Raw genomic sequence first — 15,808 nt, 5'->3', positions numbered from 1 at the left:
GTCTCCAGACCGGGCCCTTCGTCGTGGGTGCTCAGGCCGGCTCGACCACCCGCCCGTCCGCGAGGTGGACCACCCGGTCGGCCGTGGCGAGCAGCGTCGGATCGTGCGTCGCGACCAGCACCGCCGTGCCGGTGGCAGCGGCGGAGCGCAGCGCCGCCATCAGCTGGTCGAGGTGCGCCTCGTCCTGGTGCGCCGAGGGCTCGTCGAGGACGAGCGCCCGAGGTGCCCCGGCCAGCGCGCGGGCCACGGCGACGCGCTGCTGCTCGCCGAGGGAGAGCGCCTCGACGGCCCGGTCCGACATCGCGGCGACGTCGAGGGCCTGCATGGCGGCCACGGCGTCGGCGGCGGCGGTCGAGCGCCTGCGGGCGAGGGCGGGCAGCCGGACGTTCTCCGCGACGGTCAGCCCCCTCAGCAGGCCGTGCTGCTGCGGCACCACCGACAGGACCGTCCAGTCGCGGATCGTCGAGGGGGCACGACCCAGGACCGTCACGTCCCCCTCCTGGACGGCGTCGAGCCCGGCCACGAGGTGCACCAGGCTCGACTTGCCCGAGCCGGAGGGCCCGGCCAGCGCGAGCAGCTCCCCGACCCCCACCGTGAGGCTCACCCGGTCGAGGGCCGTCGACCGTCCGTAGCGGTGGGTCACCCGCTGCACCTCGATCACGTCCACTCTCCCTCCGGTGGCGGCCGGAGTACGACGTGGTCCCCGGCGTCCTCGACCAGCACGCGTCGTGCCGGGAAGCGGGCGAGGGCCTCGTCGGGCAGCTGGAGCCGCCCGCTCGAGTCGATGACCGCCGTCGCCCTGCTGCTGCGCGACCGGTCGGTCGACAGCACCCCGTGCTGCAGGCGCAGGAGCCGGTCCGCACGCTCGACCACGCGCTGGTCGTGGCTGCTCACCAGCACGGCGGCACCGCGTTCGGCGGCGTCGTGCATCGCGTCCAGCACCCGGTGGGCGTTCTCGGTGTCGAGCTCCGCGGTGGGCTCGTCGGCCACCACGAGCCGCGGGCGTCCCACGAGGGCGAGCCCCACGGCGAGGCGCTGCTGCTCGCCGCCGGAGAGCGCTGCCGGCAGGTGGTCGGACCGGCTGGTCAGCCCGAGCAGGTCCAGGAGCGCCGGTGCGTCGACCGAGGTGCCCCGCAGGGCACCGACCTGGGCCACGTGCTGGGCCACGGTGAGGGTGGGCAGCAGGCCGCGTGCCGCCCGCTGCGGGACGTACGTCAGCTGCGTGCGTCGCAGCGACCTCAGCTGGCGCAGGGACGCGCTGCCCGTCTCGACGCCGAGCACCTCGAGGCGGCCGGCGGTGGCCCGGTCCTGCGCCGCGGCCAACCGCAGCAGGCTGGTCTTGCCGCTGCCGGACGGGCCGGCGACGACCGTGACGAGGCCCGCGTGCAGCGTCAGGTCGATGCCGCGCAGGGCCGTGGTCTCCTGCTCGCCCTGCCCGAAGACGCGGACGACCCCGTGGCAGGCGGCCGCGACCGGCCCGACCTCACCGCTGGTCACGGAGCACCTCCGCGGCGCGGCGGCTCCCGCCGAGGGCCAGGGCGACCGCACCACCGATCGCGACCGACCCCCACGACGCCAGCCACCAGCCCAGGCCGTCACCGGTCAGGACGGGACGGGCGAGGGGAGGGAGCTGGGCCGAGGTCTCCACGACCGTGGGCCCCGCGAGCAGCGCAGTGGTCGCGACGGCGGCAGCGACCGCCGCGACCACGAGCGTGGCGACCAGCTCGATCGCGCGGGAGGCGGTGAGCGCGCGCCACGTCCAGCCCATGTGGCGCAGCAGCACGTCGGAGACGCGGTCGCGGTCCAGCAGCCGGCGTGCCAGCACCAGTCCGGTGCCGAGGACGAGGGACAGGGCGGCCAGGCCGAGGGGCAGCAGGTAGCCCACGGCCCAGTCGGCCGACAGCAGCTCCGGACGCGCGCGCTCCTCGGCCAGCAGCGCCACCTCCTGCGACTCCAGCCCCGCGTCGGTCAGTCGTTGCTGGACCGCTGCGGGTGACGCGGAGGACCAGACCGCGGCGGAGAAGACCCCCGCACCGAGGGTCTGGTCGAACGGCGTGCTCGGTCGGAAGGGACGCGGCAGCGCCCTCACGAGCGGGCGGGTCGGGGCCACCACGGTGACCGTGCCGTCCTCCGACTCCGAGCCCGGGAACGCCTCGACGACGGCGACCACGACGGCTTCGACGTCCGTGGCGCTGTTGAAGGTCAGGGTCAGCTCGTCGCCGGCGCGGGCGTCGGTCGTGCCGGCCAGCACCACCGGCACCGGCTCGCCCTCACCCGGGTCGACGGCGAGGTCGCGCAGGGCCTCGCGCCCGGGGGCGTCCAGCGTGGCACCCCACGACACGGCGGCGGCGAGCGCGCGGGGGTCGGCCATCAGCAGGGGCTGCTCGCCGAACGCCGGCGGCAGGGTTACCCCGCGCCGGTAGACCACCGCGGCATCCGGACCGGCCAGCGCCGATGCCTCCGCGACCCGTCGGCCGACCAGCTGCACCCCGAGGTCGACGCGGGTCTGCGCCCCGGCGAGCGCCGCTGCCTTGTCGGTGACGGCCAGGCTCACCCCGTCCCGGACGGCGAGGCCGTAGCCCAGGACGGTCAGGCCGATGGCGAGCACCGCGGTCGCCGCGGTGGTGCTCGACGCCGACCGGCGCGACGCGAGCCAGAGGACGCCTCCCTCCCTCCCCGCCCTCGGACGGGGCAGCAGCGCCGCGAGCCACATCACCGCGACGGCGACGCCTGCCGCCATCGCGAGCGGGAACGCCGCGGCGAGCGGGCTCGTGGCGCGTTCGTCGACGTCGAGCGTGAGGACGGCCGTGCCCACGACGACCGCGGCCGCGACCCAGACGAGCCCCCACGGCACCCGCACCGGTGGGTGGCGCGGACCGCGCGCGGCCTCCCGCTCCTGCTGCACCGCTCCCACCGCGGCGAGCACGGCGGCCCCGAGCACCACGACGAGCACCGACGCCAGGCAGGCCGTGGCGGTGGCAGCCGCCGTGTCCCGCACGCCGAGCCTCCCGGGCGGGCCCGCCAGCGTGACGCCGGCCACCGCCAGCGCCGCACCGACCGGTGCGGCGAGCACCGCCGACGGCAGCACCTCGAGAGCGGCGACCGCGCCGCGACGGACCGGCGAGAGCCCCCAGCCGGTGAGCGTCCAGCTCTCGGGCGCACGCGTGCGCGTCCACAGCACGAAGACGGCGAGCAGCAGCAGGAGCGACATCGCCTGCGTCGCCCTCAGGAACGGCACCACCGCGGCCCGGGAGGTCGTGGTCACCGTGTCGGCGTCGTCGAGCACCTCGGGGAGGTCGGTCGCCAGCTGGAGCTGCGTGGCCACCGGGCGGGCCTGCGAGAGGTCGATGGCGAGCGGGGAGCCGACCCGGAACGCCTCTCGCTGCAGCGCTGCCTGCGCGTCGGACGCGCGGCGTGCGGCGTCCGGACCCAGGCCCGGCGCGAGCGCGAGGTCCGCCACCTGGTGGGGGACGTCGCCGATCCGGAGGCTGGTCCGGCCCAGGGTGTCGTGGTCGGTGATCAGCAGGGCGGAGGAACCGGCGTCGGGGTCGCCCAGGGGGAGGTCCACCGGACGCACGCCGAGGTCGAGCACCTCCTGGGGGAGCGGCGAGCCCGGAGCGGCGTCGTAGGTCCCACGGACCACCAGCGGGGCTGCGCGTCCGACGGAGCCGTCGAGCAGTCGCCGCGTCACGATCTCGACCGCGTCGCCGGCGCGGACCCCCAGCTCGTCGGCCACCTCGGTGGGGATCCAGACGCCGGGACCCGCGGATCCGGGGCCGGCACCGCCGAGGGCCTCCAGGGCGCCGTCGCGTGCCCACAGCGTCCCGACCGCCGACCGTCCACCGGCCACGAGGACCGGCTCGCGGACCCGGTTGGGAGCGGAGCCGAAGGAGGTGACGGTCGCGGGGGCGAAGCCCGGCAGCGCGTCCAGCCGGGCCCGGAGGTCGGCTGCCTCCCCTCGCGGCAGGCGACCGCCCCACGCGGCCCGCAGGTCGACCGCCGCGACGCGGAACGTGTCCTGCTCGGCGACGGCGCGCAGGCGCTGCAGCGCGGCGTCGTGCGCCGCGTTGGAGAAGTAGACCGGTGCCGCGAGCGAGGCCACGAACAGGGCGCCGGCCAGGGCGAGCAGCCCCGTCCAGACGGGAGCCCGCAGCCAGCGCGCCAGCGCCCCGCGCACGATCGGGGCCGGTGCCATCACCGCCCCAGTGTCGCAGGAGCGGCCGGTCGGCGGGAGCCTCCGGACGGCGGCGCCGACCGCCTGTCCGGGCTGCGACGCGGATCAGGCGGGCGGCTTCACCGCCAGCACGGCGCAGTCGGCGCCGAGCAGGATCCGCTGCGCGACGCTGCCCATCAGCAGCTTGCCGACCGGCGAGCGGCGGCGCAGGCCGATGACCACGAGGTCGGCGTCGACGTCGCGGGCGACCTCGAGGACCTGGTCGCCGACGTCGGCGCCCATCGAGCGGCGCACGTCGACCTCAAGCCCGCTGCCGGCGAGCTCGCCGGTCAGCCGGGCCAGCTGGTCGTCGTCGGCGTAGCGCTCGTCGACGAGGGCGTCGCCGCGGGTGGCGTTGACCACCACGACCCGGCCCTCGCGCAGCCGCGCCTCCTCGACGGCGCGCCGCAGCGCGGTCTCGCCGTACTCGTCGGGGCTCCAGCCCACCACGATCGTCGTGCCGCTCATCGCACTCCCTCCTCTTCCTTCTCACGGACGTCCTGGTCGACGGCCACCGCGGCGGGCGCGGGGCGCACCCTGCGCAGCACGATCGGTGCCAGCACGGCGAGGGCCACGACCACGTAGATCACCACCGCGAGCGGCTCGCTCCACAGGCCGGAGACCTCGCCGCCGGAGATCGCCATCGCCTGGCGCAGCTGGACCTCCATGAGCGGGCCGAGGATGACGCCGAGGATCAGCGGCAGCACCGGCAGGGCGAAGCGCCGCATGGCCAGGCCCAGCAGGCCGAGCAGCACCAGCAGGAACAGGTCGAAGGCCTGCAGGTTGGTGGCGTACGCCCCGAGCGCGGCGAAGAACAGGATGCCGGCGTAGAGCTGGGGGCGGGGGATCCGCAGCAGCTTGGCCCAGAGCGGCGCGAGCGGCAGGTTGAGCACCAGCAGCAGGGCGTTGCCGATCAGCAGGCTGGCGAGGAGCGCCCACACCAGCTCGGGCTGGTCGGTCATCAGGCTGGGACCCGGCTCGATGCCGTAGCCCTGGAGCGCCGCGAGCATGACCGCCGACGTCGCCGTGACCGGCAGGCCGAGCGCGAGCAGCGGCACGAAGGTGCCGGCGGCCGAGGCGTTGTTGGCCGCCTCCGGCCCGGCCACGCCCTCGATGGCTCCCCGGCCGAACTCGTCGCGACCCTTGCGGGCGGCGAGCCGCTTCTCGGTGATGTAGGACAGGAACGTCGGGATCTCCGCGCCGCCGGCCGGGACCGCGCCGAACGGGAAGCCGTACGCCGTGCCGCGCAGCCATGGGCCCCACGACCGGCGGAGGTCGGCACGGTCCATCCAGGGACGACCGACCGGGATCACCCGGACCGGGCTGCGGCGCAGGTGGGCGGCGACCCAGAGGGCCTCGCCGAGGGCGAAGATGCCGACCGCCACCACGACCACGTCGATCCGGTCGGCGAGCAGCGGCTGGTCGAAGCTGAGCCGCGGCTGGCCGGTGTTGAGGTCGAGTCCGACGAGGCCGATGGTGAGGCCGAGGAAGAGCGCGATGAAGCCGCGCAGCGGGGAGCCGCCCAGCACGCTGGTCACCGACACCATCGCCAGGACCATCAGCGCGAAGTAGGACGGCGCGCCGATCGCGACGGCCACCGACGCGAGGGCAGGGGCGAAGAACACCACGAGCATCGTGCCGATCGTGCCGGCGATGAAGGAGCCGATGGCGGCCGTCGCGAGGGCCTGGGCGGCCCTGCCCGCGCGTGCCATCAGGTTGCCCTCGAGCGCGGTCATCACCGAGGCCGACTCACCAGGGGTGTTGAGCAGGATCGCGGTCGTCGAGCCGCCGTACATGCCGCCGTAGTAGATGCCGGCGAACATGATGAACGCCGGGATCGGGTCGAGGCCGTAGGTCACGGGCAGCAGCAGCGCCACCGCCATCGCCGGGCCGATGCCGGGCAGCACGCCGACGAAGGTGCCGAGCAGCACGCCGATCGCGGCGAACAGCAGGTTCTGCGGGGTGAGGACGGAGCCGAAGCCGTCCATCAGCAGCGAGAGGTTCTCCATCACAGCACCCCGTCCAGGATCCCGGCCGGCAGGATCACGCCGAGGCCCTCGTGGAAGGCGTACCAGCTGGTCACGGACAGCACCACGCCGACGATGACGTCACGGACGAGGGTGCGGCTGCCGAGCGACCACGCGGACCCGGCGAACAGGATCGCGCCGGTGATCGCCCAGCCGAGGAAGGAGATCGTGAGCACGGTGACCATCAGCACGCCGACGAGCTTGAGGACGGTGAGCCAGTCGGCCGGCTGCCGCAGGTCGACGTCCTCGCCGCCCTCGGCCTCGGGGACGTCGCCGCGCAGGGTCGCGAGGGCGAGCAGGACGCCGAGCAGCACGGTGACCGTGCCGATGACGTAGGGGAAGACGCGCGGGCCCACCGGGTCGCCGAAGCCGATCCGCAGGGTGGTGGCGTCGTAGAAGGTGTACGCGCCGACCAGCACGAGCGCGCCGGCGAGGCCCAGCTGTGCCAGGTCGCGCCCGGGGGCGGCCGGCTCCGCGGCGGCGCCCGGGGTGTCGGGGTGGGTGTCGAGTGGTGTGCTCACAGCAGGTCCAGCTCCTCGAGGGTGGTGGCGACGCGCTCGTCCTGCTCCACGAGGAACTGGGTGAAGTCGTCGCCGGTCTTGAACTCGTCGATCCAGCCGTTGTCCTCGAGGGCCTGCTGCCACTCGGGGGTCTCGTGCATCTCCTCGAGCATCGCGATCAGCTCGGCGCGACGCTCCTCGGAGATGCCGGGCGGCGCGAAGACGCCGCGCCAGTTGGTGAAGACCAAGTCGATGCCCGACTCGGTCAGGGTCGGGGCGTCGCCGATCCCCTCGCCGGTCAGCCGCTCCTCGCCCGAGACGGCCAGCAGCCGCAGCTCGCCGCTGGACAGCTGTCCGGTGAACTCGCCGACGCCGGAGAAGCCGACGTCGATCTTGTTGCCGAGCAGGGCGCTGGTGAGGGGGCCTCCGCCGTCGTACGGCACGTACTGCACGTCGCGGGGCTCGACACCGACCGCGCTGGCCAGCTGCATCGGGAAGAGGTGGTCCGGCCCGCCGGGGGACGAGCCGCCGCCGACGACGATGGACGACGGGTCGTCGTTCCAGGCCGCAACCAGGTCGTCGATGGTCTCGAAGGGCGAGTCCGACGGGACGAGCACGCCCTCCTGGTCCTCGATCAGCTGGGCCAGCGGCGTGGCGTCGTCGAGCTTGTAGGGAGCGCCGAAGGAGTAGAGCGACCCGACGACGCCGAGCCCGGCGGTCATCATGGTGCGCTCGTCGCCCTCGGCGTTCATCAGCCGCGTCATCGCCACCGACCCGCCGGCGCCGATCACGTTGGTGACCTCGAAGGAGCCGCCGGTGATGTCACCGTGGTCCATGACCGCCACCGCCGCGCGGCCGGTCTGGTCGTAGCCACCGCCGGGGCTGTTCGGGATCAGCATCGTGAGGTCCCGGCTCTGGTCGCCGCGGGTCACCCCGCAGCCGGTCGCCAGCACCAGCGCGCTGCCGAGCGCCACCGCCGTGGCGATGGCCCTCGTCGTCCTTCGGCGCCTCATGCGCACTCCGATCTCTTGGGGATCTCTCGGGGGTTCGTGGACCGGTCCGCGCACGGACCCGTCCCGACGATGGTGGAGACTGCCTGTGGTGCTCGTCACGCTTGGGAAAGCAATGGAGGTTGTGGAACTTGTGGTCACGCGTGCGGTGGTGGCCGGCGACGCTCGCCGGCCAGTTCCTGGTGCTGCAGGTGAGCGTGATGCTGGTCGTCGTGGTGGTGGCCAGCGTGGTGTCGGTGCAGCAGAGCGACGCCGACTTCCGCGCCACGCGCGGCGCCGCGATGCGCGACGCGGCGGAGAGCCTCGCCAACGACAGGTTCGTGCGGCTGACCTTCCGCACCGACGAGGTGGAGGCCAGGCGCGCGGCGCTGGCGACGATCACCCAGGACGTGCGCTACCGCTACCGGGCCAGCGGGGTCTACCTCGCCTCGCCCGACGCGACGGTGCTGGTCAGCAGCGACTTCGCCGGTCGTGACCAGCGCCTCGACCTGCTGGGGAGCCCCGCGGAGCGCAAGCGGAGCTGGACCGGGGACGTCGACGACCTCGGCACGCCGTCGATCGCGGCGCAGGCGCCGATCATCAACCGTCGCCTCGAGCTGGTCGGCATCGCGATGGTCACGGAGGAGTACCCCACCTGGGGCGAGCGCGCCCGCAGCGTGCTGCCCGACCTCGTGCCCGTCGCCGGGCTCGGCCTCGGGCTGGGCATGGCCGGGTCGTTGCTGCTGTCGCGCCTGATCCGGCGGCGTACGCGCGGCCTCGAGCCGGCGGCCATCGCCGCGCTGGCCGACCAGCGCGAGGCGCTGCTGCACTCGATCCGCGAGGGGGTGGTGGCGGTCTCCGAGGACGGCACGGTCACCGTGCTGAGCGACAGCGCCCGCGAGCTGCTGTCGCTGTCCGGCGAGGTGGAGGGGCGGCGGGTCGACGACCTCGGGCTCGCCCCGGTCGTCCGCGACCTGCTGGCCGACCCGAGGGAGATCCGCGACCAGGTGGTCGTCCTCGGCGAACGGGTGCTGGTGGTCAACCGCAACCCCGTCCTCGAGCGCGGGCGGCACGTCGCGTCCGTCACGACGCTGCGCGACCGCACCGAGCTGCTGGCGCTGCAGAGCGAGCTCAGCGCGCGGCAGTCGATCACCAACACCCTGCGCGCGCAGACCCACGAGTTCCACAACCAGCTGCACACCATCTCCGGGCTGGTGCAGCTCGGGGAGTACGACGAGGTGTCCCGGCTGGTCGGCACGCTGAGCAAGCGGCGTCGCGAGATCTCCGACGCCGTCCTGGCCCGCGTCGAGGACCCCGCGGTCGCGGCGCTGCTGATCGCCAAGACCAGCCTGGCGGCCGAGCGCGGCATCGACCTGCGCATCACCACCGACAGCCTCCTGCCCCGGCTGGACCCCGAGGCGTCGACCGACGTCGGCACGGTGCTGGGCAACCTGGTCGACAACGCGGTCGACGCGTCCGTCTCCGTGGGCGGCACGACCGTGGACGTGTCGCTGGTGCTCGAGGACGGCAGCGTCCGGCTCGCCGTCACCGACACCGGCCCCGGCGTGCCGCCCGAGCGCGTCGGCGACATCTTCCGCCGCGGGTGGAGCACCAAGGCCTCGACCGCCGAGGGACGGGGTGTCGGACTGGCGCTGGTGCAGGTCGTCTGCGAACGTCGGGGCGGCGCGGTGACGGTCGGTCACGCCGCCGGCGGCGGAGCGGTCTTCGAGGCGCTCCTGCCGCGTGTCGAGGTCGGTCCGGAGCCGGTGGCGGGGAGGGAGAGCAGGTGAGCGAGCTCGCGGTGCTCGTCGTCGACGACGACTTCATGGTGGCCCGCATCCACACGCAGTTCGTCGAGCGCACGCCGGGCTTCCGCGTCGTCGGCGTCGCCAGCACCGGCCAGGCCGCGCTCGACGACGTCGCGCGGCTGCGCCCCGACCTGGTCCTGCTCGACGTGCACCTGCCCGACGTCACCGGCATCGAGGTGCTGCGCCGGCTCCGCGCCGGTGGCGACGACGTCGGCGTGCTGGTCGTCACCGCCGCCCGCGAGGCCGACACGGTGCGCGCCGCGGCCGCCGGGGGAGCGGCCCACTACCTCGTCAAGCCGTTCGACTACGACGACCTGCGGGTGCGGCTGGAGTCCTTCCGCGCGGCCCACGCCGCGCTCGCGTCGGGCGCCCCGCGCCAGGACGACATCGACGCCGTGTTCGGGGCGGCCGCCCCCGTCGCCCCGGCGGCCCCGGTGCCGCTGCCCAAGGGGCTGAGCCCGGAGACCGCCGACGCCGTCGAGTCGGCGCTGCTCGAGCGCGGCGAGCTCTCGGCGACCGAGTGCGCGGAGGCGGTCGGCATCTCCCGCGTCTCCGCGCGGCGCTACCTCGAGCACTTCGTCGCCCGCGGCAGCGTCAGCGTACGGCTGCAGTACGGCGGCGCCGGGCGGCCCGAGCGCCGCTACCGCCGGGCGTGACGGACCCGGTCAGGTCCGGCGCGGGTCGCCCACGACGACGTCGCTGACGGTCACGTCGACCACCGGCCGGGTGCCGGCGCCCAGCAGGTCCACCGCGACCGACTCGACCGCCGCGCGCGCCTCGTCGGCTGCCGAAGGGAGCACGGTGCCGTAGGCGCAGACGATGTCGACCGCGACCTGCGCCAGCCGGTCCTCGTCGTCGATGGTGAGGTCGATCCGCTCGGCCGTCAGGTCGGGGCGGGTGCGCAGCGCCTCGCGCAGCGCACCGCGCAGGACGCGGGACGCGACGTAGGTGCGCGAGCCGTGCACGTCCTGGTCCGTGCTGCCGTCGACCCCCACGACCACGACGGGTCGCGAGGGCGTGACGGTGGCGCGCACCTTCTCCTTCACCGACTCCGCCACGCTGGGCCAGTCGTCCGGCTCCTCCGCGCGCGCGGCGTCGGCGGCCCGCTCGAGGGGGCCGGTCTGGGTCATCGCCATCGTGCCATCCTCTCTGCAAGTTGACGTCGGCCACGGTGCAGCTGTCCCCGCACGCTGCCGACGGTGGTGCCCAGTGCCTGGGCGATCTCGTCGTACCCCAGCCCCTCCACCTCGCGGAGGAGCCACACGGCACGCTGGTTCCACGGTAGTTCATCGAGCGCCTGCTGCAAGGCCTCGAGCAGCTCGCCGTCCAGGACGTCCTGCAACGGGTTGTCGTCAGCCTCGTGCACCATCCGCGAGAGCAGCTCGTCGTCGATGGGGGTCGGACGACGGTGGCGGTTGAGGTCCACGGCCCGCCGGTGCACCAGCCGGAAGAGCCAGGTGCGCAGGCTCGACTCGCCGCGGAAGGTCTCCAGTCCGCGCCACGCGGAGATGAACGCCTCCTGCACCGCCTCGGCGGCGTCGGCGTCGCTGCCGCCCACCAGGCGGCGGGCGTAGCGCAGCATGCCGGGGCCGTGGCGGTCGACGATCTCGCCGAACGCGTCCTCGTCGCCCAGCCGCGCGGCGCGTACGAGCGCGGCGTCGGTGGTCGGGTCGAGGTCGTCGGACGGCATGTCGGCGAGTCTGCCCGAGCGTCGCAAGCCCGCTCACCCCCACGGGTGCGCCGTCGAAGACGGTGACCCGTGTCACACGAATGGGGCGTGACGATCGGGTCGGCGCGCACGACCAACTCACGAACCGGCCCACAGCGGGTCGGCAGGCCACGAGCCAGATGACGAACGGAGTGACCATGTCCGAGAAGCAGCAGACGCCCACCAAGACCCCCGCCACCACCACCGGCGCGCTCGTCACCGAGCAGGGCAAGACCTCGATCGCCGACACCGTCGTCTCCAAGATCGCCGGCATCGCCGCCCGCGAGATCAGCGGCGTCCACGACCTGGGTGGCGGCGCCGCCCGCGCCGTCGGCGCGATCCGCGAGCGCATCCCGGGCTCGCGCACCAACCTGAGCCAGGGTGTCGCGGTCGAGGTCGGCGAGCACCAGGCCGCGGTCGACCTCGACATCGTCGCCGAGTACGGCGTCGCGATCGCCGACCTCGCCGCCGCCATCCGCCGCAACGTCGTCGACGCGGTCGAGCGGATGACCGGCCTGGAGGTGACCGAGGTCAACATCACCGTCCACGACGTGTTCCTCGAGTCCGACGAGGACGAGGCCGAGGAGCAGACGACGCGTGTCCAGTGACGCGAGGGACCTGACGACCCAGGTGCCGATCGACGCGGAGGCCGGCACGGCGGCGGAGCCCGTCGAGCTGGCCGACCGCGTGGCGGCCGCCGTCCTGGCGGTCCCGGGGGTCCACGACCTCCACGGCGGCGTGCTGGGCGAGGTCGCCACCTACCTGCCCGGCCGCCGGGTCAACGGGGTCCGCCTGCGTGACGAGGAGACCCAGATCCACCTCGTGCTGTCCTGGGACGCGCCCGTGGCGATCACCACCGCCGCGGTGCGCGACCAGGTCGCCGGCATCGCGCCCGGCCCCGTGCACGTGACCGTGGAGGACGTCGCCCGTCCGTCCGAGCCCGCGCCCCAGGCCGAGCTCGACCCCGTGACGGTGCCCACCCCCAGGAGCTGAACCACGATGCACCCGACCACCACCGATGACCGCGAGCGTCGCGCCGCCCGGCGTGCTGCGCTGCGGGCCACCCACCCCGACCTCGGCGGTGACGTGGACGACTTCATCGCGGTGATGCGCGCCTTCGAGCGCAGGGACGCACCCCAGGCCGCCGCGGTGCCCGCTGGGGGTGCGGGCACCGCGGTCAGGGCTCCACGGCCGACCATCACGACCACCCGCCGCTCGCGGGCGGTCCGCAGTGCCCGGCGCACCCGCCGCCGGTTCGCCTCGCTGGCACGGGGCCGCCTCCGCGGCTGGCCCGTCCGGCAGTACGCCCACCTGATCGAGGAGACCTCATGACCACCTCCACCGTCGGCCTCATCGCCGGCCTCCTGCTCACCATCGCCATCACCACCGGCGGCTTCACCGGGCTCCTGCTCGCGGTCGTCCTCGGTGCCGTCGGCTACCTCGTCGGCGGCCACGTCGACGGCGAGATCGACGTCCGCTCCCTGCTGCGGGGCCGTCGTGAGTGACCTCGTCGCCACCGACGCACCGGTCGCCCTCGCGGAGCCGGAGGCGCGCGGCCAGCTGCACGTGCGCGCCCACGCCCTGCGCCACATCGTGGAGGCGGCCGCACGCGAGGTGCCGGGCGTGCGCCCGACCGACAGCAGCCTGGCCGGGGTCCGCTCCGGCACGCCCCACGCCAACGTCACCGTCCGCGGCGCCACGGCGCGGGTCGACCTCGAGGTCGCCTGCGCCTGGCCCGCCCCGGTGAGCACCATCGCCGCCCGGGTCCGCGACCAGGTCCTGGCCCGTGCCGCCGAGCTCAGCGGCGTACGCATCGCCTCCGTCGACGTCACCGTGACGGTGGCCGGAACCGACGACAGGAGGACCTCGTGACGAACCGCACCGACCGGGCCCTCGCGCGCCCGCCCGCCCTGCGCCACCGCTCCGTCCCGCTCGCCGTGCTCTACGGCCTGCTGCTCGTGGGCGTCGCCGTGGTCGCCGTGCGCGACCTCGCCGTCAGCCAGGGCTGGGCCCAGGGAGACCCGTGGCTCGCCGCCGTCATCCGCTCGCTCGACGGGCTGGAGGCCGGCACCGCAACGCTGGCCGTCGCGACGGTCGCCGGGGTCGTCGGCCTCCTGCTCCTGGTCGTCGGGCTCAGCCCGGCCCAGCGCCGCTACGTCCGCGCGACCGAGGCCACCCAGCTCTGGTCGACGCCCGCGGCCATCGCCGAGGTGTCGCGCACCGCGGCCGACCGCGCCCCCGGCGTGCTCGCCGCCCGGGTCACCCGGGCCGGACGCCGCCGCATCGTGCTGCACGTGACGACCCGCGGCGACGCCGCCAGCGACGACGCGAGCCTCTCGGGCGCCCGCGACGTCGCCACGGCACCCGCCACGGCGCTCGGCGCCCGCCGCATCGACGTACGACTCGCCGAGGAGGACGCATGACCACCCGTCGCACCCGCTCGATCGACCGCCTCGTCACCATCGTGGTGGGACTGGCGCTCGTCGCCGCAGCCCTGCTCGCCTGGGACTGGCGCCTCGACCTGACCGGCTGGTTCCAGCAGACGTTGCGCACCGACGGTGCCGACACCGTGCTCGACAGCAGCTGGTGGCCGTGGGCCTGGGCCGTCGTCGGCGTCGCGCTCGGCGTGGTCGGGCTGCTCTGGCTGCTCGCCCACCTGCCCCGCCCGACGCGTGGCACCAGCCGGATCGACGGCTCGGACGCGACCGGCCGGCTCGAGGTCGACGTGGCCTCGCTGGCCCGCACCCTGGCCGACCGCTGGGCCGAGCTGGCCCCGGTCACCGGCGTGCGGGGGCGCACCGCGCCCGACGCCCACGACCTGGTCGAGCTGATCGGCCACGTGGACGTCGAGGCCGAGGCCGACGCGCTCCTCGAGGGCACCGAGCGCCTCGAGACCGAGGTGGAGCAGGCGTTCCCCGACGGCAGCGTCCGCGTCCGCTTCCTGCTCCAGGGGCCCGGCCGCCAGCCGCGCACCCGCCGCACCACCGACATCGCGGTCGACGCCTGACCGCACCGCACCACCGCCCGGTCGTCGTGTCCGTTTTCCGCTGGTACGACGACCGGGCGGGCGTCATGATCGGAGCATGACGCCGACCGGACACCTCGACCCGGACTCCTGCTACCGGGCCGTCCAGAGCCGGGACCGACGCTTCGACGGCGTGTTCTACACCGCCGTCAGCACCACCGGCATCTACTGCCGCCCCTCGTGCCCGGCCCGCACGCCGGCCGCCCGCAACGTGACGTTCCACGCCACCGCGGCCAGCGCGCACGCCGCCGGCTACCGCGCGTGCAAGCGCTGCCTGCCCGACGCCACGCCCGGCAGCCCCGAGTGGGACGTCGCCGCCGACGCCGCCGGGCGTGCGATGCGGCTGATCGCCGACGGGCTCGTCGACCGCGAGGGCGTCGACGGCCTGGCCCGCCGAGTCGGCTACACGCCGCGCCACCTCGGCCGGCTGCTCACCCAGGAGCTCGGCGCCGCTCCGCTCGCACTGGCCCGCGCCCGCCGGGCGCAGAGCGCACGCGTCCTCATCGAGACGACCGACCTGCCGCTGACCGACGTCGCCTTCGCCGCCGGCTTCACGAGCGTGCGTCAGTTCAACGAGACGTTGCGCGAGATCTACGCCGCCTCCCCGACCGAGCTGCGCGGGCGCCGCGGCGGCGCCGACTCCCACGGGACGGTCACGATGCGGCTCCCGGTCCGCACGCCGTTCGCCGGGGCCCGCCTCCTCGACTTCCTCGCCTTCCACGTCGTGCCGGGCGTGGAGGCCGCGGGACCCGGGTGGTACGCCCGCACCCTCGACCTGCCGCACGCCCCCGGGACGGTGCACGTCGAGCTCGCGGACCTGCCGGCCGGCACCGGGACCGGCTTCGTGGTGGCGCGGTTCCGGCTCCAGGACCTGCGCGACACCGCCGCCGCGAGCGAGCGGGTGCGCCGGCTGCTCGACGCCGACTGCGACCCCCGTGCGGTCGACGAGCACCTGCGCGACGACCCGGTCATCGGGTCCCTCGTCCGGGCCACCCCCGGCCTGCGGGTCCCGGGACAGGTCGACGGTGACGAGACGGCGTTCCGCACGGTCGTCGGCCAGCAGGTCAGCGTCACCGGGGCGCGCACCGTCGGCGGACGCATCGTCGCCGCGCACGGACGCCCCGTCGAGACCGGCGTCCCCGGCCTCACCCACCTCTTCCCCGACGCGGCGACCCTGGCCGAGGTCGACCCGGAGACGCTGCCGATGCCCCGCGCACGCGGGCGGGCCCTCGTCGGGCTCGCCGCCGCCCTCGTCGCGGAACGGGTCGTGCTCGACCGCGGGCCGGACCGCGACGACGTACGCCGCTCGCTGCTCGAGCTGCCGGGCATCGGCCCGTGGACGGCCGACTACGTCGCGATGCGTGCCCTCGGGCACCCCGACGCCTTCCTGCCGACCGACCTCGCGGTGAAGAAGGTGCTGGCCGGCCTCGGCGGCACGGCCGACGACGCCGAGCGCTGGCGGCCGTGGCGCTCGTACGCCCTCATGCACCTGTGGAACACACTGATGCCCGCGACCGGGCCGACGGAGGATGACTGAC

19 protein-coding genes are annotated in these 15,808 nt (G+C 75.1%); 10 read left to right on the top strand and 9 right to left on the bottom strand.

Going from position 1 to position 15,808, the window contains the following annotated elements:
* Positions 1–31: 31 nt before the first annotated feature.
* From LN652_RS06165 to LN652_RS06135, 7 genes are all read right to left on the bottom strand, one after another.
* Positions 32–661 (bottom strand): ATP-binding cassette domain-containing protein, encoded by a 630-nt coding sequence (locus tag LN652_RS06165; protein WP_230443803.1) that lies wholly within the window; start codon positions 659–661, stop codon positions 32–34.
* Entirely contained in the window at positions 658–1,497 is an 840-nt protein-coding gene (locus LN652_RS06160) for an ABC transporter ATP-binding protein (RefSeq protein WP_230443802.1), read from the bottom strand. Before LN652_RS06160 ends, LN652_RS06165 begins: the two co-directional genes overlap by 4 nt.
* Complete coding sequence (locus tag LN652_RS06155) at positions 1,484–4,198, bottom strand: hypothetical protein (RefSeq protein ID WP_230443801.1); 2,715 nt, start codon at positions 4,196–4,198, stop codon at positions 1,484–1,486. Before LN652_RS06155 ends, LN652_RS06160 begins: the two co-directional genes overlap by 14 nt.
* 81 nt (positions 4,199–4,279) lie before the next feature.
* Positions 4,280–4,681 carry a universal stress protein gene (locus tag LN652_RS06150; protein ID WP_230443800.1) on the bottom strand — a complete coding sequence of 134 codons (402 nt, stop codon included), beginning with the start codon at positions 4,679–4,681 and terminating at the stop codon, positions 4,280–4,282.
* Positions 4,678–6,222, bottom strand: a complete 1,545-nt coding sequence (locus tag LN652_RS06145; protein WP_230443799.1) for a tripartite tricarboxylate transporter permease — start codon at positions 6,220–6,222, stop codon at positions 4,678–4,680. Before LN652_RS06145 ends, LN652_RS06150 begins: the two co-directional genes overlap by 4 nt.
* Positions 6,222–6,761 carry a tripartite tricarboxylate transporter TctB family protein gene (locus LN652_RS06140; RefSeq protein ID WP_230443798.1) on the bottom strand — a complete coding sequence of 180 codons (540 nt, stop codon included), beginning with the start codon at positions 6,759–6,761 and terminating at the stop codon, positions 6,222–6,224. The genes LN652_RS06145 and LN652_RS06140 overlap by 1 nt, the downstream gene beginning before the upstream one ends.
* A complete protein-coding gene (locus tag LN652_RS06135) occupies positions 6,758–7,753 on the bottom strand; it encodes a Bug family tripartite tricarboxylate transporter substrate binding protein (protein ID WP_230443797.1) in 996 nt (331 codons plus the stop codon). Before LN652_RS06135 ends, LN652_RS06140 begins: the two co-directional genes overlap by 4 nt.
* 128 nt (positions 7,754–7,881) lie before the next feature.
* Between LN652_RS06135 and LN652_RS06130 the strand changes: the two genes are divergently transcribed.
* Together LN652_RS06130 and LN652_RS06125 are read left to right on the top strand one after the other, a co-directional pair.
* Positions 7,882–9,519, top strand: coding sequence for a sensor histidine kinase (locus LN652_RS06130; protein WP_230443796.1), 1,638 nt, complete (start codon positions 7,882–7,884; stop codon positions 9,517–9,519).
* Complete coding sequence (locus tag LN652_RS06125) at positions 9,516–10,193, top strand: response regulator (protein ID WP_230443795.1); 678 nt, start codon at positions 9,516–9,518, stop codon at positions 10,191–10,193. The genes LN652_RS06130 and LN652_RS06125 overlap by 4 nt, the downstream gene beginning before the upstream one ends.
* Positions 10,194–10,202: 9 nt before the next feature.
* Here LN652_RS06125 and LN652_RS06120 read toward each other — a convergent pair whose 3' ends face one another.
* Both LN652_RS06120 and LN652_RS06115 read right to left on the bottom strand, forming a co-directional pair.
* Positions 10,203–10,673, bottom strand: a complete 471-nt coding sequence (locus LN652_RS06120; protein ID WP_230443794.1) for a hypothetical protein — start codon at positions 10,671–10,673, stop codon at positions 10,203–10,205.
* Complete coding sequence (locus LN652_RS06115) at positions 10,664–11,227, bottom strand: RNA polymerase sigma factor (protein ID WP_230443793.1); 564 nt, start codon at positions 11,225–11,227, stop codon at positions 10,664–10,666. The genes LN652_RS06120 and LN652_RS06115 overlap by 10 nt, the downstream gene beginning before the upstream one ends.
* Before the next feature lie 176 nt (positions 11,228–11,403).
* Here LN652_RS06115 and LN652_RS06110 point away from each other — a divergent pair, with 176 nt between their 5' ends.
* From LN652_RS06110 to LN652_RS06075, 8 genes are all read left to right on the top strand, one after another.
* On the top strand, positions 11,404–11,853 hold the full coding sequence (locus LN652_RS06110) for an Asp23/Gls24 family envelope stress response protein (protein ID WP_230443792.1): 450 nt from the start codon (positions 11,404–11,406) through the stop codon (positions 11,851–11,853).
* On the top strand, positions 11,843–12,238 hold the full coding sequence (locus tag LN652_RS06105) for an Asp23/Gls24 family envelope stress response protein (RefSeq protein ID WP_230443791.1): 396 nt from the start codon (positions 11,843–11,845) through the stop codon (positions 12,236–12,238). The genes LN652_RS06110 and LN652_RS06105 overlap by 11 nt, the downstream gene beginning before the upstream one ends.
* A 6-nt stretch (positions 12,239–12,244) precedes the next feature.
* Entirely contained in the window at positions 12,245–12,577 is a 333-nt protein-coding gene (locus LN652_RS06100; RefSeq protein ID WP_230443790.1) for a hypothetical protein, read from the top strand.
* Positions 12,574–12,750: a DUF2273 domain-containing protein gene (locus LN652_RS06095; protein ID WP_230443789.1), complete on the top strand. Its 177-nt coding sequence runs from the start codon at positions 12,574–12,576 to the stop codon at positions 12,748–12,750. The genes LN652_RS06100 and LN652_RS06095 overlap by 4 nt, the downstream gene beginning before the upstream one ends.
* Positions 12,743–13,117, top strand: coding sequence for an Asp23/Gls24 family envelope stress response protein (locus tag LN652_RS06090; RefSeq protein ID WP_230443788.1), 375 nt, complete (start codon positions 12,743–12,745; stop codon positions 13,115–13,117). The genes LN652_RS06095 and LN652_RS06090 overlap by 8 nt, the downstream gene beginning before the upstream one ends.
* Positions 13,114–13,668 (top strand): hypothetical protein, encoded by a 555-nt coding sequence (locus tag LN652_RS06085; protein WP_230443787.1) that lies wholly within the window; start codon positions 13,114–13,116, stop codon positions 13,666–13,668. Before LN652_RS06090 ends, LN652_RS06085 begins: the two co-directional genes overlap by 4 nt.
* On the top strand, positions 13,665–14,252 hold the full coding sequence (locus LN652_RS06080; protein ID WP_230443786.1) for a hypothetical protein: 588 nt from the start codon (positions 13,665–13,667) through the stop codon (positions 14,250–14,252). Before LN652_RS06085 ends, LN652_RS06080 begins: the two co-directional genes overlap by 4 nt.
* A 76-nt stretch (positions 14,253–14,328) precedes the next feature.
* Positions 14,329–15,807, top strand: coding sequence for a DNA-3-methyladenine glycosylase 2 family protein (locus LN652_RS06075; protein WP_230443785.1), 1,479 nt, complete (start codon positions 14,329–14,331; stop codon positions 15,805–15,807).
* The last annotated feature ends 1 nt before the right edge of the window (position 15,808 follow it).

The organism is Nocardioides okcheonensis (assembly GCF_020991065.1).
Lineage (GTDB): Bacteria > Actinomycetota > Actinomycetes > Propionibacteriales > Nocardioidaceae > Nocardioides > Nocardioides okcheonensis.
Note: the sequence above shows the minus strand (reverse complement) of the source record. Positions and strands in the feature narration are given on the sequence as shown.

What these genes read in the sequence shown, in the direction of transcription:
- LN652_RS06150 (WP_230443800.1), bottom strand. Translation starts at nt 4,681, where the DNA reads ATGAGCGGCACGACGATCGTGGTGGGCTGGAGCCCCGACGAGTACGGC.
- LN652_RS06145 (WP_230443799.1), bottom strand. Translation starts at nt 6,222, where the DNA reads ATGGAGAACCTCTCGCTGCTGATGGACGGCTTCGGCTCCGTCCTCACC.
- LN652_RS06110 (WP_230443792.1), top strand. Translation starts at nt 11,404, where the DNA reads ATGTCCGAGAAGCAGCAGACGCCCACCAAGACCCCCGCCACCACCACC.
- LN652_RS06080 (WP_230443786.1), top strand. Translation starts at nt 13,665, where the DNA reads ATGACCACCCGTCGCACCCGCTCGATCGACCGCCTCGTCACCATCGTG.
- LN652_RS06135 (WP_230443797.1), bottom strand. Translation starts at nt 7,753, where the DNA reads ATGAGGCGCCGAAGGACGACGAGGGCCATCGCCACGGCGGTGGCGCTC.
- LN652_RS06095 (WP_230443789.1), top strand. Translation starts at nt 12,574, where the DNA reads ATGACCACCTCCACCGTCGGCCTCATCGCCGGCCTCCTGCTCACCATC.
- LN652_RS06100 (WP_230443790.1), top strand. Translation starts at nt 12,245, where the DNA reads ATGCACCCGACCACCACCGATGACCGCGAGCGTCGCGCCGCCCGGCGT.
- LN652_RS06115 (WP_230443793.1), bottom strand. Translation starts at nt 11,227, where the DNA reads ATGCCGTCCGACGACCTCGACCCGACCACCGACGCCGCGCTCGTACGC.
- LN652_RS06120 (WP_230443794.1), bottom strand. Translation starts at nt 10,673, where the DNA reads ATGGCGATGACCCAGACCGGCCCCCTCGAGCGGGCCGCCGACGCCGCG.
- LN652_RS06075 (WP_230443785.1), top strand. Translation starts at nt 14,329, where the DNA reads ATGACGCCGACCGGACACCTCGACCCGGACTCCTGCTACCGGGCCGTC.